Source organism: Polaribacter sp. 2305UL8-11, from assembly GCF_058147165.1.
The window spans coordinates 83,668-103,540 of record NZ_JBYVJW010000001.1; the positions used below are offsets into that span (position 1 = coordinate 83,668).

Consider the following 19,873-nt stretch of genomic DNA (forward strand, 5'->3'; position numbering starts at 1 on the left):
TCGTTTTAAGAAGTTGAGATTTCTCGACTGCGCTCAAAATGATAATTACATTTTCTTTTTATATAACTTCTAATTTTTACAAGTGCAAATTTGTTGTTCTGGGTTTTGCTCATCATAAGTTTGGTAACCCCAACAGTTTGGACATTGTGTTTCTGCTATTGTTTTCATAATTCTTATTTTATATTTTGATTAAATAACTTATTCTGTTTGACTCTGCAAAGATGCAACCGACTTTGACCTTTAAAAATGGACAAAAGTTCCTTTGGTTTGGACAGTGTAAAAACTTACTTTAATCTATCTATTTTTTGTCTTAGATTTCTTTCTGATAGTAATCCTGTGTGTCTATCTACTGCTTTTCCGTCTTTAAAGAAAATAAGTGTTGGTATATTTCTAATGCTAAATTCTGCAGCCAGTTCTTGATAATCATCAACATTTACTTTTTTGATGATAACCTCCTCTTTTAATTCATCTGCCAATTTGTTAATAGTTGGCAATAAAGTTTGGCAAGGGCCACACCAATCTGCATAAAAATCTAACATTACATTATTGTTGTTTTCAATAATGTTTTTTATATCTATTTGTTCTAATTGTGTTTCCATTTTTTATTGTTTTAATGCTGTAAAAGCGTTATTGTTTTTTTTTGATACTGCAAAGATGCAACCAACATCAACCTTTAAAAATGGACAAAAGTTCCTACTGTTTGGACAGGATATATTGTTAGGTGTTTTAAAAAATATAGAAAACAAAAGAGGCTGTCTGAAAAGTCAAGAAATTAATTACTTGTCATATTGAGCCTGTCTTGAGCGAAGACGAAAAGCTCAGTTTGACACACTTAACTACTTTTTAGACAGCCTCTTATAAATTTTAATAAAAAAGTATTATTAATTAAACTAGCACTGACTTAGGTGTTTTTAAACCTTTAACCAATAACCAAATAGGAAGTGTTAATTGAATTAAGCCCATAGGTAATAGCAAATCTATACTAATGCTATGTCCAAAAATTGAAGACATTACCTGTACAAACATCAAAAGAACTGCAAAAATTCCAAAACCTGATATAATTCTTGGAATTAACTTTGAAACATATAAAGTAACATAAAGCACAAAAACTGGAAAACAAGAGATGAGAAGGTAAAAATAATGTGTCCACCAATGTTTTTGAGAAGCTAAAACTCCCATCACTTTTAAGTAACTAGAGGCTGCAACTTTATTTTTCACATACTCTTTACTAATGTCTAGCATAGATAAAACACTTACATTATCAATCATCATCATAATAAAGTTTACCAAGCAAAAAGCGAGATACAAATAAGCCAAATTAACGTGCTGTTTTTTAAAAATAGGAAATAAAATTACTGCTATTATTATTGTGGCTATTCCGTTAAAAACTCCAAGTATAGTAGAAGAAATGATACTAGTTGAATTTTCTGAAGCTAAGGTCAGAAAGTTATCTGAAAAAAGAAAAGGTCCTTGTAAAAATTGAAAAATAGCTACTCCAGAAACAAAAACAAACAGTAATAAAAAACCACTTATTTTGCTTATTTTTTTAATTAAAATCATGATTCGTTGGTTTTAAAGGTTAGTACTAACCTAAAAGACGCTTAGCATTGGCAAATGGTTGCTTAATACTCTTTTTTAAACTGCAATGGAGATTTTGAAATAGCTTTGGTAAAAAAGCGCGTAAAATATGCAGGATCGTTAAAACCGAGTTCAAAAGCAATTTCTTTTACTGTTTTATCAGTATAAATCAATAAGCGTTTTGCTTCTAATAAAATACGGTTTTTAATAAAATCTGAAGGTGTTTTTGTACCCATTTTTTGAAAATGTTTGGTAATCGATTTTGGTGATACTCCTAGCCTATTTGCGTAATCTGTGACTGCATGTAGCGTTTTAAAATTTTGCTCTACCAACAAACTAAAATCTTTAAAAAGACGGGTTTCTGTGTCTTCTTTTACAACGTGATTTTCCTTTTTAACACGAACAGAATTAATAATAAATTGCTTTAAATAAGACTGCAACATATCATATTGTGCTGTTTCGTTTTGTTGAAATTCTTCAATTAAACTCTCTAAAATAAATTGTAGTTTTTGAGTGTCTTTTTTGCAAGGTTTTACAAATGGCGTTTCGTAAATATTATTAAAGAGAATTCCATTACAAGCCACTTCTTTATCATGCGTTTGTATGCAGTAAAAATCTCTTACAAAAGTAAGTTTATAAGCAGTTTTAATCTGTTCAGAATCTACTGTAAACACTTGTCCTGGAGATAGAAAAAAAAGCACATTGTCTTCAAAATTATATTGCTCAAAATCAATATTATAAGTTCCTTTTCCTTCTTGAATCCAATAAATAGAGTACGCATTTTGTTGCACAGAATGATCTATGGTACAGGCTTTATCAAACTGAACTGTACTTACTGAAAAAGTGTCTTTAAAAGAATATTTTGTAATGTCTTGGACTGCCAAATTGTGTGTGGTTTTTCTTTGTTGGTCGTAAAAATAAATAAAACCTTTAATGTATTAAAGAAATGATATTTTTCAAAATTAAATAAATTGCATCTTTGAATTTTGGAAAAAATAGGAGACATAGAAATTCGAAATAATTAGAATTATACCTTTCACAGAGACTTTTGGGATTTTAGATTTGTAATACTTTATTATAAATCAAATTCTAACCCCAAAAAACAGAAATTACAAGCCTATAAATTAACTTACAAAAAGGTTTCATTTCTTTTTGATTATCTTTAAAGCAAATAACTAATGTGGTTATCATGTTAGATAGTTTACAATGAATACTGAAACATCTATAGCAGCTGAAATTTTTAAAGACATTTCTTTTTCAGAAAAAGAGATTCAACTTATTAATAGTAAGTTTGAAAAAGTGTCACTAAAAAAAGGAGACGTTATTTTGGTTCCTGGAGTTTTTGCTGATCATCAATATTATGTGCATAGTGGTTGTTTAAGATCGTTTTTTGTAAACGATTTAGGCAAAGACCATACAACCCAATTTGCTATTAAAGATTGGTGGATTTGCGATTATATTTCTTTCTTCACTTTCCAAAAATCTGTAATGAGTATTGAATGCCTTCAAGATGCAATTGTATATAAACTTTCTAAAAAAGATACAGATTACCTTTGTGAAGCTATACCAAAAATAGAAACCTTTTTTAAAAAGAAAATGGAAAGAGCATTTGCTAGTTTTCAAAAAAGAATTCTCGATTATTTATCCCAACCTGCAAAAGAAAGATATATAAAATTTGTAACAAGTTATCCAGAAATAGAAAAATGTATTAAAAACTACCACATTGCTTCTTATTTAGGAATTACTACAGAAAGTTTGAGTAGAATTCGCAAAACCACCTCTATAGAATAGATTTCTTACCATACATCAATTTTTTTTCGTGGATAATAATTTAAGTTTGTAATTAAATTAAAATTCTCCCTTTTAAAAATTTATGACCCCCCAATACTAGCATATTAATTATGCAGAAAAGCGTAAGTGTTTACTTGCGCTTTTTTTATTTTAAGGCTTTTAAATTAATTTACTGATGTTTTTTATTAGAAAAAACGTTAGCATTAGCAAGTAAAAAAGTTAATAATGCAGGTAAAACCCAACCTAAACTAGAATTAGCCAATGGAATTATATTTTTAATTCCTGTCAAGTTTTCTCTAGGAATAATAAAGCCTAAAAAATCTGGAATGCTAAATACAAAAGTGACCAAAACCACTGTTCTAAAAACCGTTTTTGATGCATATTTTTCAGGTACAATATTTAACAAAATCAACACAATAGTTATTGGGTACAAAAACATTAAAGCTGGTACTGCTAGTGTAATGATAAAATCTACTTGATAACTTCCTACAATAATTCCAATAATAGATGCTATTGCTGCAGTAATAATGTATGCTTTTTGTGATTCTTTACAAACTCCTTTAATATAATCTGCGGTTCCTGTTACAATACCAACTGCAGTTGTAAAACACGCTAAAGCTACTAAAACACTTAAAAAAGAGGTTCCTAAATTACCTAAAGTTTGTGTACTTAAACTTGTTAGAATTTCTGTTCTTGAGGCTTCTTCTGTAAATGTGGATGCTAATAATGATCCACTTAAAATTAATCCTCCATAAATTAATAACAAACCTGTTCCTGCAATTAATCCTGCTTTTCGAATTAGGTTTCTCTTGGCATCAAAAGTGGTGTGGCTGCTATAATTTAATGAAATGATAATTACAGCACCAACTACAACACCTCCAATAGCATCAAACGTTTGATAGCCTTCTAAAATACCATCTACAAAAGGAGTTGCAAAAGTTGATGGAGTTATAGTACCAGATGAAGTAAACGTTGCAATTCCTATAATTATCAATAAAATTAACACAATAATTGGTGTTAAAAACTTACCTATTAAACCAATTACTCTAGACCTGTTTATGGCGAACAGAAAGACCAACACAAAGTAAATAATGCTGGTTATTATTGGTTCTGTGTCAAAGAAAGGTTGCACAGTCATTTCATGAGTTACTGCTGCTGTTCTAGGTGATGGAATGGCTATAGCAATTACATAAATTAACAAACAATAAACTGTACTAAAAAGCGGTGATACTTTTTTACCAAAATCGTATAAAGTTCCTTGTAATTTAGCATGCGCAAAAATTGCCAAAATAGGTATGGTTACTGCTGTGGTTACAAAACCCAACACTACAATCCACCAATCTAACCCTGCTTTTGCACCTAAACTTGGTGGTAAAATTAGATTTCCTGCTCCAAAAAAGAGTGAAAAGAGTGCAAAACCTGCAATCCAAATTTCTTTTGTTTTGTTCATTAATTGGTTGATTTTTATTCTTGAAATATACATATTTTTGTGCGATGCAAAAATCAATCACTTTTAAAAATGCAAATATTTCTTTTTCTGATGTTGGAAAAGGAACTGCTGTGGTTTTAATTCACGGTTTTTTAGAAAACGCTACAATGTGGAAAGACATCATACCAGAAATTTCTAAAAGAAACAGAATAATTTCTATTGATTTATTAGGTCATGGAAAAACGGATTGTTTGGGTTACACTCATACAATGAAAGAGCAAGCAGAAATGGTTTACTTTGTTTTGAGAAGCTTACGTTTAAGAAAATACTGCTTAATTGGTCATTCTATGGGTGGTTATGTTGCCTTGGCTTTTGCGAAACTTTTTACCAAAAATATTAAAGGGTTGTGTTTATTAAATTCAACTTTTGAGCAAGATGATAATGAGCGAAAACAACTGCGTAAAAGAGCCAACAAAATGGCGCAAAATAATTACCAAAATTTGGTAAGAATGTCTTTTATAAATTTATTTAGTAAAGAAAGTAACACCCTTTTTAAAGATGAAATTGAAATAGCTATAAAAGAAGCATTAAAAACACCTGTTCAAGGCTATATAGCAGCAAATGAAGGCATGATTCTTCGTGATAATTATGAGTCATTTTTTACAAAAGCTACTTTTAAAAAGATGATAATTCTTGGCAAAAAAGATTGGATTGTTAATGCTGATAAAATGATTTCTTACGCTAAAAATAACAATATAAGTTATGCCTTACTTTCTCAAGGACACATGAGCCATATTGAAAATAAAGAGGAGTTGATTTTAGCTTTAAAAAGTTTTTTGAAGAGTTGTTGTACTTGACTTTCTGTAAAAAAGCTAACTTCTCTTAACTTTTGATTTTAAACATTAAATGAACCATTCTAAAAAATAAAGAGGCCGTCTGAAAAGTAGGTAAGTATGTCAAACTGATAATCTTAACATGACAAATAGTTAATTTTTTGACTTTTCAGACAGCCTCTTCTTATAAGTTTATATATTTCTGTTAATCTTCTTTCAAACTATTCCAACCCTGAGCTTTCAACTCAATTTCTTGGTTAGCTCTAGTTACTAAATTTAATCCTTGATTTTCAGCAGTTATATGCCCTACAATAGAAAAATTAGGATTGTCTTTTACTTTGTCAAAATCTGCAATTGGCACTGTAAATAAAAGCTCATAATCTTCACCTCCACTTAAAGCAACCATAGTAGAATCTAGTTCAAATTCTTCACAAGTAGATATTACTTGTGGGTCTAAAGGCAATTTATCTTCGTAAATTTTACAACCTACTTTGCTTTGTGTACAAATATGAAAAAGTTCTGAAGAAAGTCCATCAGAAATATCAATCATAGCAGTGGGTTTCACTTCTAATTCTTTTAAAATGCCAGCAACATCTTTACGAGCTTCAGGCTTTAATTGACGTTCAATTAAATAGGTGTAATTGTCTAAATCTGGCTGATTATTTGGGTCTACTTTAAAAACTTGTTTCTCTCTTTCTAAAACTTGTAAACCTAAATATGCAGCTCCTAAATCTCCAGAAACTACAATTAAATCGGTTTCTTTTGCGCCATTTCTATAAACAACATCTGCTTTATCTGCTTTACCAATTGCAGTTACAGAAATTAACATTCCTTTTGTAGAAGAGGTTGTATCTCCACCAATTAAATCAACTTTATAAGTATTGCAAGCTAACTGAATTCCTGCATACAATTCTTCAATAGCTTCCAAAGGAAAACGATTAGAAACTGCAATAGAAACTGTAATTTGTTCTGCTGTTCCATTCATGGCATACACATCAGATAAATTTACCATCACAGCTTTGTAACCTAAATGTTTTAGTGGCATGTAACTTAAATCAAAATGCACACCTTCTATAAGCAAATCTGTAGTAACTAAAGTCTGTTTTTCTGATGCATCTATAACTGCTGCATCATCTCCAACTCCTTTTATAGAACTGGTATGATTTAATTTAAAATATTGAGTAATATGGTTAATCAAACCGAACTCACCAAGTTCAGCCAACGACGTTTTTTGTTGATTTTTATCTTCTAACATTTGGCAAAGATAGGTACATTCTAAAAAAATACAGAATTACTTTAACACAGATATTTATTTATTTTACGATTAAAATAGTATTTTTGATAAAGTAGTTCTCATAATAAAAATCAATAAATTCGTTATACAAGTAACTTCTGTAAGTTTAAAATAGAATTCTATGTTTAAAAAGAGTCTTTTTTTATTGGTTTTAATAATGGTTAGCTGTTCTAAAAACGACGTTTTTGATACTGGTAATCAAATAATTATAGATCCAATTGCAAAATGTGAAAACGGTTTTGCAGGAGAATACCCTTGTAAAGATTATGATTTACTAACGCATTTTTCTTTAGAAGAAATTGGCAACGCAGATACTAGAGGTAATGATTGCTGGGGTTGGGTAGATCCAATAACAAAAAAAGAATATGCTTTAATGGGTACTAACCAAGGTGTAACTTTTATAGATATTACCAACCCAAAGGAAGCTGTTATTTTAGGCACACTAAAAACAAGAACTGTAAACAGTTCATGGAGAGATGTAAAAGTGCACAACTCAATTGCATATATAGTTAGTGAGGCTGATGGTCATGGAATGCAGCTATTTAATCTGGTTAAATTAAGAGAAGTAAATAACCCGCCTGTAGAATTTGTTTCTGACAGAGAATATATAGGTTTTGGTAGCGCACACAATATTGTAATTAACGAAGAAAGTGGTTTTGCCTATGTAGTAGGTACAAAAACCTTTTCTGGTGGCCCTCATTTTGTAGACATAAATACACCTTTTAAACCTAAAGAAGCTGGTGGTTATGCAGAGAGCGCTTATTCACACGATGCACAAGTAGTAACTTATAAAGGGCCAGACACAGATTATGTAGATAAAGAAATTCTAATAGGTAGTAACGAAAATGAAGTTGTTATTGTAGATGTAACTGATAAAGATAACCCCAAAAAAATATCTTCAATTTCTTACACCAATATTGGTTATACACATCAAGGTTGGTTTACTGAAGATTTTAAATACTTTATTTTAGGTGATGAGCTAGATGAAAGAGACAAAGGTGTAAATACAAGAACCATCATTTTCGATTTTACAGACCTAGACAACCCAGTTCATCATTTTGATTATGAAGGAAATACAGCTGCTATAGATCATAATGGCTATGTAAAAGGCAACTTATTTTACCAAGCAAATTACACAGCAGGTGTAAAAATTATTGATATTTCTAACATAGAAAATAAACAATTTACAGAAGTTGGTTTTTTTGATACTTATCCAAAAAATGACAATACAGCTTTTAATGGTGCTTGGAATGTATATCCATATTTTCCAAGTGGAAATATCATTATTAGTGATATTAACAATGGTTTTTTTGTAATAAGAAAAAGCAAATCTTAACATCTGTATGAAAAATTATGGGCTTCTTTTTGGGCTATTTTTTTTCATAAACTGTAGCAAAGAAAACACCTTAAATATCCCTCTTTTAAACATGGATGATGTCAAATTAACAACATCTATTAAAACACTTGGAGGTTCTAAAAACGATGCTTTTAACAGTGTAATAAAAACTAAAGATGGAGGTTATATCACAGCTGGTTTTACACAAAGCAATGATGGAGATATTGTAACTAAAACAAATGTTTCTTTCGATTTTTGGGTGGCAAAATTTTCTTCGGAAAACACTTTAGAATGGCAAAAAACGTATGGAGGTTCTAAAGACGATAAAGCCAATGCTATTATACAAACCAATGATGGCAATTATGCGATATTAGGTCATACAACAAGCAACGATTTAGACGTTTCTTTAAATGCAGGTTCTCAAGATTTTTGGTTGATAAAAATTGATACAAATGGTAATCTTATTTGGGAGAAAACTTTTGGTTTTTCTGGATTAGATTATGGTACATCTTTAATAGAAACTAAAAATGGTGGATTTCTCTTAACTGGTGTCTTAGATGTTTCTGCTTCTGGTGGACAAGGAAATGCAAAAACTACAGCTACAAAACACGCAGGAGGCGATTATTGGGCAATTAAAACAGATCATAAAGGTAATTTAGAATGGAGTAAATATTTTGGGGGTTCATTTACAGACACACCTTTGGGAATAGTAGAAACATCAACAAACAAATTTATAATTGCAGGTTCATCAGACAGTAAAGATTTTAATATAAAAAACAATAAAGGCACGTATGATTTTTGGCTGATAAAAATTGCTGCTAATGGTAGTTTGGTTTGGGAAAAAAACTTTGGTGGTTCAGAAATTGATGAAGCAAGAGCAATAACCACAACAAATGATGGTAATTTTATTGTGGTTGGAGACACTAGAAGCTCAGATAAAGACATTGCATTAAATTTTGGTGCTGCAGATGTTTGGGTTGTAAAAATAAGTCCAAATGGAGATGTTATTTGGGAAAAAACGTATGGTGGAGCAAGTTTTGATGTGGCAAGAGCTATTACCAAAACACAAGACAATAGCTTTTTAATTGCAGGTAGTTCTAGAAGTTTAGATAATGGTTTTAATAGCAAAGGACAAAATGACGCCTTAATTTTAAAAATTGATGCCAATGGAAAATTATTATGGCAAAAAACCATTGGAGGCTCTCAAATTGATTTTCTATACAGCATTGCAGAAATAACAAACAACTCAATAATAACAGTAGGAGAGAGTAGCAGTGCAGATAAAGATATACAAGAAAACAAAGGTTTTACAGATGCCTTAATTATAAAATTGAAAGAAAAATGAAAAAATATATCTATATCCTTATTGTTTTAATCTCTTTTCTTTCTTGTAACGATGGTACAGAGATAGATAAAAATATTCAGATAAAATTAAAATTTACACATCATTGGGACAAAGTTCCTATATCATCCTCAGACTTTAATAATTTTAAGTTTACCAATCTAAATGGAGAAACAATAAGCATCGTTCGTTTAAGGTATGTACTCTCTAATATCATGCTTGTAAATGGTGATGAAGTTTTTACTTTTACTGATTATAACCTCATTAATATTGGAGAAGAAAAAGGGTTAACTTTAGATTTACCAGCAAAAATTACAGCTGGCAGTTATCAATTAAAATTTACATTTGGTTTTACGAATGTAGATAACCAAGATGGAATTTATCAAGATTTAAATACTGCAAATTTTGGAGTTCCTGGAATGTTAGGTGGTGGTTATCATTATATGCAATTTGATGGAAAATACAAAAATACAAACAACCAAGATGCAAATTTTAATTACCATGCAATTAGAGCTGTAGACAATTCTAATCCTAATAACTTAAAATTTCAAGACACTTCTTTTGAAGTTGATTTAGGCACTTTAGGTATTATTAACAGTGCAGAAATTACAGTTAAAGTAAATATTGCAGAATGGTTTAAAAACCCAAATACTTGGGATTTAAATAAATTAAATACAGTTTTAATGCCAAATTTTGAAGCTCAAAAAATGATGAATGCAAATGGTAAATCGGTTTTTTCTTTGGGTGAAATAAATCAGTAAGCTAATTTGTTATTTCGACTTTATGGAGAAATCTTAAATATGAAGCAAATATCAATCTTTCTTCTCTCTTTTATCCTTCTGATGAATTGTGCATCAAAAGAAGAGGAAGTCTATAAACCAATTCCATATAATATAGAAATTCCACAACTTTTTGCTGATAAATTAATTGCACCATTAATTCCAACCAACAATCCATTAACAGTTGAAGGTGTTGCACTCGGAAAAAAACTATTTTTTGATAAAATTCTTTCTGGAAATGGAACTCAATCTTGTGCAACTTGTCACAATCCTAAAAATGCATTTACAGATAGTCAGCAATTTAGTGATGGTATTAATGGTAATTTTGGAACAAGAAATGCAATGCCTTTATTCAACTTAACTTGGAATTTCGATGAACGTTTTACTTGGGATGGAAAAGATTTTAGTTTAGAAAAACAAGCGTTTGAACCAGTTTCAAATCCAATTGAAATGCATTCTAAATGGGTTGATGTTGAGAAAAAACTACAAAACCATCCAGAATATCCAACACTTTTTATGCAAGCTTTTGGAACCCAAAAAATAGACTCTACACTCGTAACAAAAGCAATTGCTCAATTTGAAAGAACATTAATATCTGGCAATTCTAAATTTGATAAATTCCTTTTAGGAAAAGCAACTTTAACCCAAGAAGAAGAAAACGGATTCAACGTTTTTATGGACGAAGCAAAAGGCGATTGTTTCCATTGTCATGGTAGTGACAACAATCCACTTTGGACAGATAATAAGTTTCATAACAATGGTTTAGATGCCACTTTTACAGACCTCGGTTTAGGAAAAATTACTGGAGACCCAAATGATAATGGAAAATTCAAGTCGCCATCAATTAGAAATTTAGCTTTTACAGCACCCTATATGCATGATGGTCGTTTTGCAACTATAGAAGAGGTTATCAATCATTATTCAGAAGGGCTAAAATCATCCTCAACAATAGACCCTTTAATGAAGAAAGTAAATCAGGGAGGAATAAAACTATCTGCAAAAGACAAAGCCGATTTAAAAGCCTTTTTATTATCTCTTTCAGATTTCGATTTTGTTAACAATCCTACTTTTCAAGAATAATCGATAAAACCAATTGTTTTATTAGGTTTCATAATGAAAGTTTACTGTTTATCTTCGACTTATGTCGTATATTTGCACACAATTTAGATTTAATCTATTTAAAATTATGATAAAAGTTTCAGACACAGCAAAAAAGAAAGTCACAGAATTAATGTCTGATGACGGTTTTGACGTTACAAAAGATTTTGTAAGAGTTGGCGTTAAAAGTGGTGGTTGTTCAGGCTTATCTTATGATTTGACTTTTGATAACAAGAAAGAAGAAAATGATAAAGTTTTTGAAGAAAATGATGTAAAAATCATCGTAGATAAAAAGAGCTTTTTATATTTAGTAGGAACTACTTTAGAATATTCTGGTGGTTTAAACGGAAAAGGATTTGTTTTTAACAACCCAAATGCTAATAGAACATGTGGTTGTGGAGAATCATTTTCACTCTAAATTGTATCCCAACATTCCCAAAGGAAAAAGCAAAAAAGAAAAAAACTTATGAGTAAATATACTGAAGAACAATTAGAAGAAGAATTAAAAACCCAAGAATATAAATATGGGTTTTATACAGATATAGAAAGTGATACATTTCCTGTTGGTTTAAATGAAGATGTTGTTCGCGCAATTTCTAAAAAGAAAAACGAACCAGAATGGATGACTGAATGGCGTTTAGAAGCTTACAGAGTTTGGGAGCAAATGGAAGAACCAGATTGGGCAAATGTGAATTATGAAAAACCTAATTTCCAAGATATTGCTTACTATTCTGCTCCTAAAAAGAAACCTAAATTAAACTCTTTAGATGAGGTAGATCCAGAATTACTAGACACTTTTAAGCGTTTAGGAATTTCTATTGACGAACAAAAAAAACTAGCCAATGTTGCTGTAGATATTGTAATGGATTCTGTTTCTGTTGCTACAACTTTTAAGAAAACATTAGGCGAAAAAGGTATTATTTTTATGCCAATTTCGGAAGCAATTCAAGAACACCCAGAATTGGTGAGAAAGTATTTAGGAACAGTAGTTCCAACTACAGACAATTTTTATGCAGCGTTAAATTCGGCAGTTTTTTCTGACGGATCTTTCTGTTACATTCCAAAAGGCGTAAAATGTCCAATGGAATTATCTACTTATTTTAGAATTAACGAAGGTGGAACAGGACAATTTGAAAGAACTTTAGTAGTTGCAGATAAAGGCAGTTATGTTTCTTATTTAGAAGGTTGTACAGCACCAAGTAGAGACGAAAATCAATTACATGCAGCTGTTGTAGAATTGATTGCAATGGACGATGCAGAAATTAAATACTCAACTGTACAAAACTGGTATCCTGGAAATAAAGAAGGAAAAGGTGGTGTTTATAATTTTGTGACCAAAAGAGGTTTGTGCGAAAACAATGCAAAAATTTCTTGGACACAAGTAGAAACTGGTTCTGCTGTAACTTGGAAGTATCCTTCTTGTGTGTTAAAAGGAAACAATTCTGTGGGCGAATTTTACTCGATTGCAGTAACTAATAATCATCAACAAGCAGATACTGGAACTAAAATGATTCATTTGGGTAAAAACACCAAGTCAACCATTATTTCTAAAGGAATTTCTGCAGGTCAATCTCAAAATTCTTACAGAGGTTTGGTTCAGATTAATTCGAGAGCAGAAAATGCGCGTAATTTCTCTCAATGCGATTCTTTGTTGATGGGAAATGCATGTGGAGCACACACGTTTCCATATATCGAAGTAAAAAATAAATCGGCTCAAATAGAACACGAAGCAACTACCAGTAAAATTGGTGAAGACCAATTATTTTACTGTAATCAACGTGGAATTGATACCGAAAAAGCAATCGCTTTAATTGTAAATGGTTTTAGCAAAGAAGTACTAAATAAATTACCAATGGAATTTGCTGTTGAAGCTCAAAAATTATTGGAAATTTCTTTAGAAGGTTCTGTAGGATAAAAAATCTTTCTGCAAGGTTTTAAAAACCTTGTAGGTAAAAAAAGAAATGAAATACCTACAAGGTCAAAAAAAAGACCTTGCAGGAATAAAGTAAAGTAAATGAAAAAAATATTCTTCTTATTCCTTGCAATTAGCATTGTAAGCTGTAAAAAAACAGAAAAAAAGGTTGAAGAAACTTCGAAACCAAAAGTAAAATTACACCAATTAGTGGGAGGTTCAATTTTTGTAAAAAAATTAGAAGTTTTTTCTCAAGACACTACTTATACAGGACAAACAAAGCAATTTACAGATGCATACTATGTAATTTCTCATCCAAAAGGAAACTTAATGTGGGATGCAGGTTTACCAGAACAATTGGTAGTACCAGAACCTTTTGATGAGCCAAGTGGCGTTTTTAGAATTCAAAGACCAGATTCTTTGGCAAATCAATTAAAATCGATTGGTTTTAAAATTGAAGATTTTAAATATTTTGCAATGTCTCATTCGCATTTTGATCATACAGGACATGCAAATTACATGAAAAATGCAACTTGGATTGTGCAAGAAAACGAATACAATTCGGTTTTAGGAGACACTTTAAAAACTAAAAATCCTGCAGTTGCTGAGTTAAAAAATGTAAAAAAAATAAATGGAGATTATGATGTTTTTGATGATGGAACAGTAGTTATCAAATACATGCCAGGTCATACCATTGGTCATCAAGTTTTATATGTTGAAGTTTCTGGTTTAGAAAAACCAATTTTATTAACAGGAGATTTATATCACTTTGAAGAAAACAGAACAAATAAAGGAGTTCCTTCTTTCAATTATGATGTAAAACAAACCTTAGAAAGTATGGATAAGTTTGAGGCTTTTGCCAAAGAAAAAAATGCAGAAGTTATCATACAACATTCTCCAAAAGATTACGAAAAATTAAAGAAATTACTAAATAGCTTATAGCATAAAGCTTAAAGCAAATAGCTTAAAAACAATGTTAAAAATAGAAAATTTAAACGCAGAAATTGACGGGAAAGCAATCTTAAAAGGATTGAATATAGAAGTAAATGCTGGAGAAGTTCATGCAATTATGGGGCCTAATGGAGCAGGAAAAAGCACACTTGCTAACATTATTGCTGGTAAAGAAGAGTATGAGGTTACTGACGGAATTATAGAATTAAATGGTGAAGATATTAGTGAGTTAGCTCCAGAAGAAAGAGCACATAATGGAGTTTTCTTATCTTTCCAGTATCCTGTAGAAATCCCTGGAGTTTCTGTAACCAACTTTATAAAAACTGCCATTAACGAAACTCGTAAAGCAAAAGGTTTAGAAGATATGCCTGCTAAGGATATGTTAAAGAAAATTCGTGAAAAATCAGAATTACTAGAAATAGACCGTAAATTTTTATCGCGTTCTTTAAACGAAGGTTTTTCAGGTGGAGAAAAAAAGCGTAACGAAATCTTTCAAATGGCAATGTTAGAGCCAAAATTAGCCATTTTAGATGAAACTGATTCTGGTTTAGATATAGATGCTTTAAGAATTGTTGCAAACGGAGTAAACAAACTAAAATCGAAAGATAATGCAGTTATTGTAATTACACATTATCAACGTTTATTAGATTATATCGTTCCAGATTTTGTGCACGTTTTACATGATGGTAAAATTGTAAAATCTGGTGATGCTTCTTTAGCTTTAGAGTTAGAAGCAAAAGGGTATGATTGGATTAAGCAAGAGCTTGTTTAAAATAGTAGGCAGTATTCAGTCTACAGTAGGCAGTAGCTCACTCAAGATTAAATAACTCAAATTTTAAAAAGTATTCTTTCCTTATAAGTTATACAAGCATAATGCTAATGACTGCCAACTGAAGACTGAGTACTGAAGACTAAAAAAAAAATGGAATTAAAAGATAAATTAGTATCCTCTTATGTAGCTTTTGAAAATCGTGTAGATACAAATTCAGATATTCATGAAATTCGTTCAAAAGCACTTCAAAACTTCGAGGAGTTAGGTTTTCCTACCAAAAAATTAGAAGCTTGGAAATACACTTCTTTAAACTCAGTTTTAAAGCAAGATTATAGTATTTTTCCAAATAAAGAAAATGCTATAGAATTAGCAGATGTAAAAAAGTATTTTATTCATGATATAGATACCTATAAAATTGTTTTTATAGATGGTAAATACAGTTCTTTTTTATCTGAAACTACGCATGATAAAATAGATGTTTGTTTAATGTCTTCTGCTTTAACAAAATCTAAATACAAAGCTGTAATTGACAATTACTTCAATAAAATTGCAAATCAAGATAATTTAACATCCTTAAACACGGCATTTGCATCAGAAGGAGCTTACATTCATATTCCTAAAAATACTGAAGTAGAAAAGCCAATTCAAATTCTTCATTTTACAACAGGTTCTGAAACTGCAACCATGTTGCAACCTAGAAGTTTAGTTGTTGTTGATGAGAATTCTCATGTGCAAATTATAGAGCGTCATCAAAGTTTAAATAACAATCCTGTGCTAACAAATGCTGTTACAGAAATCTTTGCAGATAAAAGAGCTTTTGTAGATTATTATAAAATTCAGAATGATGATATTAATGCATCTTTAGTAGATAATTCTTATATAGAACAACAATCTAACAGTGTTGTTTCTGTACATACTTTTTCTTTTGGAGGAAATATCACCAGAAATAATTTAAACTTTTATCAGAAAGGAGAATACATAGATTCTATCTTAAAAGGAATTACCATTATTGAGGGTAAACAGCATGTAGACCATCATACTTTAGTGCATCATATTACTCCAAATTGTGAGTCTCATCAAGATTATAAAGGTATTTACGATGCACGTTCTACAGGAGTTTTTAATGGTAAAGTTATTGTAGAAAAAGAGGCACAGAAAACAAATGCATATCAACAAAACAACAATGTTTTAATTAGTGATAAAGCTACCATTAATGCAAAGCCTCAACTAGAAATTTTTGCTGATGATGTAAAATGTTCTCATGGTTGTACCATTGGTCAATTAGATGATGATGCATTATTTTACATGCAACAACGTGGAATTCCAGAAAAAGAAGGAAAAGCACTATTAATGTTTGCTTTTGCAAATACGGTTTTAGAAAGTGTTAAAATACCAGAAGTAAAACAAAGAATTGCAAAAATTATTGCCAATAAATTAGGTGTAAATATTGGGTTTGATTTGTAGGTAAATAAGTTAACTCTTTTGTGATAAGAGTTAAAGCAAATTGTCTCATTTTTTTAGTTTTGTTAAAAATCACTAACTTTATAAAAACTAACATTATGAACAAAACTATCAAAACAGTATTATTAATTGCAGGAATTGTATTAATAATTTACGGAATTTACACTATGATTCAACCAGAAGCACAAGTTTCTATTGGAGATGTAGATTTGGTAAAAGCACAAGACAACACAAATTCTTATATTACTATTGCAATAGGTGTTGTTGCTTTAGCTTTAGGCTTAGTGAAAGGAAAAAGTTAATAGACAAAAAACTACTATTTTAAAACCTCTCTTTTTGAGAGGTTTTTTTGTGTCCATTATTTTTTTTCTTTAGAATGGACATTTTTTCCCTCACTAAAAATAAAAGCATTTTTTATCTGCTACTTTTCTTATACAACAACGTAAAAAAACTTTACTCAACAGCAGCAATAGCCGCTCTTAAAAACTCATTTTCTTTAAACCAAGACAAACCAAAACGTACAATAACCATTTCTTGGTCTGGTAAAATATAAACTCTTTGTCCTTGATAGCCATCTGCAAAATACATGCTTTTAGGTACATCTTTAAACTGTTGTTCTGCATTTAACCAAAATTGCGCTCCATAAGTTCCATTAGAAGTTGGTGTTGGAGTAGTTACATAATCTACCCAATCTTTTGTAAAAAGTTGTGTTCCATTCCAATTTCCATTATGTAGGTATAAAAGCCCAAATTTTGCCCAATCTCTTGCTGTTGCCCAAGAGTAGGAAGAACCTACGTAATTTCCGCTTAAATCGGCTTCTAAGACCATAGAGTTCATTCCTATTTTATCAATAAAATTAGTATACCAAAAATCTAAGTATTCTTGGTGTGTTGTAAACTGTTTTCTTAAAATTCCTGATAATAAATTTGTGGTTCCTGAAGAGTAATTAAAAGTTTCATTAGGCTTGCCAACCAAAGGTTTATTTTCTTGCATTTTGGTCATATCTCTTTCTAAAAAGAGCATTTTTGTAGCATCAGAAATTTCGTCATAATTTTCATCCCATTCTAAACCAGAATTCATTTGCAATAAATTATTAATGGTGATGTTTTTTCGTTCATCATTTTGCCAAGATTCAATGGGAGCTTTGTTATTTACATTTAATTTTCCTTGATGTTGTAAAACTCCAAAAACGGTACTTAAAATGCTTTTGGTCATGGACCAACCTAATATTTTAGATTCTTTATGAAAACCATCAGCATATTTTTCTGCAATAATTTGATCCTTGTAAATAACAACAACTGCTCTTGATTTGTTTCTTTTTCGAAACAAAGTATCTATAGCCGTTTTTAGTTGATTATAATTGATATTTGCAAAAACAGTATCTTTTTGAGGGCCATTTCCATAAGGAAAAGGTGTAGAATTATCTGGCTTTAATCTTTTAGGAACTAAATAATTAGCAGTTTCATCTTCGTCTGTTAAGGTTAAAACACTGCCCAAACCTTTTCTAAAAACTGCTTTTCTGGTAAGTAAACCAAAAGCTGATGATGTTGCTATTTTCTTTTTTAAATCTACTTCATCTGAAGCCAAGTTAACAGGAGAAAAATTATTATCTGTGGTATCTGTAAATTCTAAAGTTCTCCCTGCAACAAATACAGAAGATGCAGTGTTTTTTGCAGAATAGCCTGATAAAATATTCAGTTTTGGATAATTGTAAGCTACTACTACAATAATTAGAACCAATAATAACAGTAAAATTCGTTTAAAAATTTTCATAGAAACATATTTAGTTCAGTAAAAATAATCAATTTAAATATCATTCTTTTTAAGTACGTAAAATTACTTGATTCTAAAATCACGGTTTTCTTCTCTAATCATAAACCTCTGATTTTAATAGTTTTATAAATCGTTTTTAATCAACTAAAAATTATGGCAACAACATCTCCCAACTCAAAATCAACAACAAACGCAACAACAACTAAAAAAACTGCTACAAAAAAGTTGATTCCTGGAATTTCTGAAGAGGTTATTACAGAACTAAGCAAAGAAATTAATAGCATGCTTTCGTTTGCGGTTTATAACGGAATTACAGTGAATACTGATGTAAATGCTTTAATTCAAAACAGTAATGTTGATGATTTGATTAACGCACACAATTTGTTGTGTAAAAATGTTGCGCCTGCTACTCCAAAATCTATTCGTTTTACAAAACAACTCAATCAAGAAAGTAATGAAAAGTCCATTTTTAACAAGCTTCCCTTACTTAGAAATTTAATTTTATTGGCATTATTTTTTTTAGTTGCATACATCGCAACAGGAATGACAACAGAGGTGAATAACGATTCTTTAGACAAAGGAATAATGGAAAATAGTGGGATTCCACTTTTATTAAACATTGTTTATTTAAGTTCTATTGCTGGCTTGGGAGTATTATTTTATTTGCTAAAAGATGTAAGTACCTCCTTAAAAAATGGTTCTTTAATACCAGAGAATGCAATTTCTTACTTATCTCAAATCATTTTAGGGATTATTGCAGGTTTAATTATGTCAGAAATTATTGCTTTTTATACTACAGATCCTCAAAAAATTAATTTGTTTAATAAAAGTGTTTTGGCTTTAGTGGGTGGTTTTTCTTCGGATGCAATTTTTAGTATTTTACAAGGAATCATCAACAGAATTAAAAATATTTTTCTAATTTCTAATCCATCCAACTAATGTATAAAAACCTAATTTTATTGTTTATAACAGTTTTTTTCTTGTCTTGTGCAGGTTTGCCCAACTCTACAGCAAAACTCTCTAAAAGTGTGATTGATGAGGGTGATGCAATGCATCAATTAAACATCTCTTTGGTCAATCAATTATTTACAGAAAGAAGAGCGCGTTTAAACAATTTTATCACCACCAAATACACACCTGCTGTTATTAAAAAATATCAAAATTTATTACCTGCAGATGTAGATTATAAAAAGGAGTTGCCAAATATTATTGAAGCGATTATTCCTGTTATCAATAGAAAAAGAGACTCTTTACAAGATTTATTATTGAATCAACAGCAAAAAATAGTTTCAAGTTTAAACACAAATTTTATTACTTATGCTAAAGCAACTTCTTCGTTACAAAACATTATTAATTCTGCTGTAAAAGTAAAAGATGCAGAAGAGAATGCTTTATCTGCTATCAATCAACTAACAGGAAATAAATTGAATTTTAAACAAATAGAAAGCAAAATGGATAGTTTACTAAACAAAACAGGTTTAGGAATGGGAAAATTATTAAAAGTCGAACAAATTATAAAATAAA

At 30.2% G+C, this 19,873-nt stretch carries 20 protein-coding genes; 14 read left to right on the plus strand and 6 right to left on the minus strand.

The window, feature by feature from the left end; genetic code table 11:
- Positions 1 to 284 precede the first annotated feature (284 nt).
- The 3 genes from trxA to ACY2RW_RS00335 form a co-directional block, all read right to left on the minus strand.
- Complete coding sequence (gene trxA, locus ACY2RW_RS00325) at positions 285 to 599, minus strand: thioredoxin (protein ID WP_490120692.1); 315 nt, start codon at positions 597 to 599, stop codon at positions 285 to 287.
- 286 nt (positions 600 to 885) lie between these two features.
- Positions 886 to 1,560, minus strand: coding sequence for a DUF4386 domain-containing protein (locus ACY2RW_RS00330; protein WP_490120693.1), 675 nt, complete (start codon positions 1,558 to 1,560; stop codon positions 886 to 888).
- A 62-nt stretch (positions 1,561 to 1,622) separates the two neighbouring features.
- Positions 1,623 to 2,462: a helix-turn-helix domain-containing protein gene (locus ACY2RW_RS00335; protein ID WP_490120694.1), complete on the minus strand. Its 840-nt coding sequence runs from the start codon at positions 2,460 to 2,462 to the stop codon at positions 1,623 to 1,625.
- A gap of 322 nt (positions 2,463 to 2,784) precedes the next feature.
- On the opposite strand from ACY2RW_RS00335, the gene ACY2RW_RS00340 reads away from it, so the two are divergent.
- Positions 2,785 to 3,369, plus strand: a complete 585-nt coding sequence (locus ACY2RW_RS00340) for a Crp/Fnr family transcriptional regulator (RefSeq protein ID WP_490120695.1) — start codon at positions 2,785 to 2,787, stop codon at positions 3,367 to 3,369.
- 169 nt (positions 3,370 to 3,538) lie between these two features.
- On the opposite strand, the gene brnQ is transcribed toward ACY2RW_RS00340, so the two are convergent.
- Positions 3,539 to 4,819: a branched-chain amino acid transport system II carrier protein gene (gene brnQ / locus ACY2RW_RS00345; RefSeq protein WP_490120696.1), complete on the minus strand. Its 1,281-nt coding sequence runs from the start codon at positions 4,817 to 4,819 to the stop codon at positions 3,539 to 3,541.
- A gap of 44 nt (positions 4,820 to 4,863) precedes the next feature.
- On the opposite strand from brnQ, the gene ACY2RW_RS00350 reads away from it, so the two are divergent.
- Positions 4,864 to 5,655, plus strand: coding sequence for an alpha/beta fold hydrolase (locus tag ACY2RW_RS00350; RefSeq protein WP_490120697.1), 792 nt, complete (start codon positions 4,864 to 4,866; stop codon positions 5,653 to 5,655).
- A 181-nt stretch (positions 5,656 to 5,836) separates the two neighbouring features.
- On the opposite strand, the gene thiL is transcribed toward ACY2RW_RS00350, so the two are convergent.
- Entirely contained in the window at positions 5,837 to 6,886 is a 1,050-nt protein-coding gene (gene thiL, locus ACY2RW_RS00355; protein WP_490120698.1) for a thiamine-phosphate kinase, read from the minus strand.
- Between the two features lie 160 nt (positions 6,887 to 7,046).
- Between thiL and ACY2RW_RS00360 the strand changes: the two genes are divergently transcribed.
- The 10 genes from ACY2RW_RS00360 to ACY2RW_RS00405 all read left to right on the plus strand — a co-directional run bounded on the left by ACY2RW_RS00360 (position 7,047) and on the right by ACY2RW_RS00405 (position 16,878).
- A complete protein-coding gene (locus tag ACY2RW_RS00360) occupies positions 7,047 to 8,261 on the plus strand; it encodes a choice-of-anchor B family protein (protein WP_490120699.1) in 1,215 nt (404 codons plus the stop codon).
- Positions 8,262 to 8,268: 7 nt separating this feature from the next.
- A complete protein-coding gene (locus ACY2RW_RS00365; RefSeq protein WP_490120700.1) occupies positions 8,269 to 9,606 on the plus strand; it encodes a hypothetical protein in 1,338 nt (445 codons plus the stop codon).
- A complete protein-coding gene (locus ACY2RW_RS00370; RefSeq protein WP_490120701.1) occupies positions 9,603 to 10,364 on the plus strand; it encodes an MbnP family protein in 762 nt (253 codons plus the stop codon). Before ACY2RW_RS00365 ends, ACY2RW_RS00370 begins: the two co-directional genes overlap by 4 nt.
- An 81-nt stretch (positions 10,365 to 10,445) precedes the next feature.
- A complete protein-coding gene (locus ACY2RW_RS00375) occupies positions 10,446 to 11,462 on the plus strand; it encodes a cytochrome-c peroxidase (RefSeq protein WP_490120702.1) in 1,017 nt (338 codons plus the stop codon).
- A 106-nt stretch (positions 11,463 to 11,568) separates the two neighbouring features.
- The gene (locus ACY2RW_RS00380) at positions 11,569 to 11,898 is read left to right on the plus strand and encodes a HesB/IscA family protein (protein ID WP_490120703.1); all 330 of its coding nucleotides are present in this window, start codon (positions 11,569 to 11,571) and stop codon (positions 11,896 to 11,898) included.
- Positions 11,899 to 11,946: 48 nt separating this feature from the next.
- Positions 11,947 to 13,395: a Fe-S cluster assembly protein SufB gene (gene sufB / locus ACY2RW_RS00385; RefSeq protein WP_490120704.1), complete on the plus strand. Its 1,449-nt coding sequence runs from the start codon at positions 11,947 to 11,949 to the stop codon at positions 13,393 to 13,395.
- A 99-nt stretch (positions 13,396 to 13,494) separates the two neighbouring features.
- Positions 13,495 to 14,334, plus strand: a complete 840-nt coding sequence (locus ACY2RW_RS00390; RefSeq protein WP_490120705.1) for an N-acyl homoserine lactonase family protein — start codon at positions 13,495 to 13,497, stop codon at positions 14,332 to 14,334.
- Between the two features lie 31 nt (positions 14,335 to 14,365).
- Entirely contained in the window at positions 14,366 to 15,115 is a 750-nt protein-coding gene (sufC, locus tag ACY2RW_RS00395; protein ID WP_490120706.1) for a Fe-S cluster assembly ATPase SufC, read from the plus strand.
- A 150-nt stretch (positions 15,116 to 15,265) separates the two neighbouring features.
- Positions 15,266 to 16,579: a Fe-S cluster assembly protein SufD gene (sufD, locus tag ACY2RW_RS00400; RefSeq protein ID WP_490120707.1), complete on the plus strand. Its 1,314-nt coding sequence runs from the start codon at positions 15,266 to 15,268 to the stop codon at positions 16,577 to 16,579.
- Positions 16,580 to 16,674: 95 nt separating this feature from the next.
- Positions 16,675 to 16,878, plus strand: coding sequence for a hypothetical protein (locus ACY2RW_RS00405; protein WP_490120708.1), 204 nt, complete (start codon positions 16,675 to 16,677; stop codon positions 16,876 to 16,878).
- A gap of 151 nt (positions 16,879 to 17,029) precedes the next feature.
- Here ACY2RW_RS00405 and ACY2RW_RS00410 read toward each other — a convergent pair whose 3' ends face one another.
- Entirely contained in the window at positions 17,030 to 18,349 is a 1,320-nt protein-coding gene (locus tag ACY2RW_RS00410) for a serine hydrolase domain-containing protein (protein ID WP_490120709.1), read from the minus strand.
- A 153-nt stretch (positions 18,350 to 18,502) separates the two neighbouring features.
- On the opposite strand from ACY2RW_RS00410, the gene ACY2RW_RS00415 reads away from it, so the two are divergent.
- The gene (locus ACY2RW_RS00415) at positions 18,503 to 19,288 is read left to right on the plus strand and encodes a hypothetical protein (protein ID WP_490120710.1); all 786 of its coding nucleotides are present in this window, start codon (positions 18,503 to 18,505) and stop codon (positions 19,286 to 19,288) included.
- On the plus strand, positions 19,288 to 19,872 hold the full coding sequence (locus ACY2RW_RS00420) for a hypothetical protein (protein ID WP_490120711.1): 585 nt from the start codon (positions 19,288 to 19,290) through the stop codon (positions 19,870 to 19,872). Before ACY2RW_RS00415 ends, ACY2RW_RS00420 begins: the two co-directional genes overlap by 1 nt.
- Position 19,873 lies beyond the last annotated feature (1 nt).

Excerpts from the sequence above, each read along its gene's own strand:
- trxA (WP_490120692.1), bottom strand. The coding sequence starts at position 599 with ATGGAAACACAATTAGAACAAATAGATATAAAAAACATTATTGAAAAC.
- ACY2RW_RS00330 (WP_490120693.1), bottom strand. The coding sequence starts at position 1,560 with ATGATTTTAATTAAAAAAATAAGCAAAATAAGTGGTTTTTTATTACTG.
- ACY2RW_RS00340 (WP_490120695.1), top strand. The coding sequence starts at position 2,785 with ATGAATACTGAAACATCTATAGCAGCTGAAATTTTTAAAGACATTTCT.
- brnQ (WP_490120696.1), bottom strand. The coding sequence starts at position 4,819 with ATGAACAAAACAAAAGAAATTTGGATTGCAGGTTTTGCACTCTTTTCA.
- ACY2RW_RS00350 (WP_490120697.1), top strand. The coding sequence starts at position 4,864 with ATGCAAAAATCAATCACTTTTAAAAATGCAAATATTTCTTTTTCTGAT.
- thiL (WP_490120698.1), bottom strand. The coding sequence starts at position 6,886 with ATGTTAGAAGATAAAAATCAACAAAAAACGTCGTTGGCTGAACTTGGT.
- ACY2RW_RS00360 (WP_490120699.1), top strand. The coding sequence starts at position 7,047 with ATGTTTAAAAAGAGTCTTTTTTTATTGGTTTTAATAATGGTTAGCTGT.
- ACY2RW_RS00365 (WP_490120700.1), top strand. The coding sequence starts at position 8,269 with ATGAAAAATTATGGGCTTCTTTTTGGGCTATTTTTTTTCATAAACTGT.
- ACY2RW_RS00370 (WP_490120701.1), top strand. The coding sequence starts at position 9,603 with ATGAAAAAATATATCTATATCCTTATTGTTTTAATCTCTTTTCTTTCT.
- ACY2RW_RS00375 (WP_490120702.1), top strand. The coding sequence starts at position 10,446 with ATGAATTGTGCATCAAAAGAAGAGGAAGTCTATAAACCAATTCCATAT.
- ACY2RW_RS00380 (WP_490120703.1), top strand. The coding sequence starts at position 11,569 with ATGATAAAAGTTTCAGACACAGCAAAAAAGAAAGTCACAGAATTAATG.
- sufB (WP_490120704.1), top strand. The coding sequence starts at position 11,947 with ATGAGTAAATATACTGAAGAACAATTAGAAGAAGAATTAAAAACCCAA.
- ACY2RW_RS00390 (WP_490120705.1), top strand. The coding sequence starts at position 13,495 with ATGAAAAAAATATTCTTCTTATTCCTTGCAATTAGCATTGTAAGCTGT.
- sufC (WP_490120706.1), top strand. The coding sequence starts at position 14,366 with ATGTTAAAAATAGAAAATTTAAACGCAGAAATTGACGGGAAAGCAATC.
- sufD (WP_490120707.1), top strand. The coding sequence starts at position 15,266 with ATGGAATTAAAAGATAAATTAGTATCCTCTTATGTAGCTTTTGAAAAT.
- ACY2RW_RS00405 (WP_490120708.1), top strand. The coding sequence starts at position 16,675 with ATGAACAAAACTATCAAAACAGTATTATTAATTGCAGGAATTGTATTA.
- ACY2RW_RS00410 (WP_490120709.1), bottom strand. The coding sequence starts at position 18,349 with ATGAAAATTTTTAAACGAATTTTACTGTTATTATTGGTTCTAATTATT.
- ACY2RW_RS00415 (WP_490120710.1), top strand. The coding sequence starts at position 18,503 with ATGGCAACAACATCTCCCAACTCAAAATCAACAACAAACGCAACAACA.
- ACY2RW_RS00420 (WP_490120711.1), top strand. The coding sequence starts at position 19,288 with ATGTATAAAAACCTAATTTTATTGTTTATAACAGTTTTTTTCTTGTCT.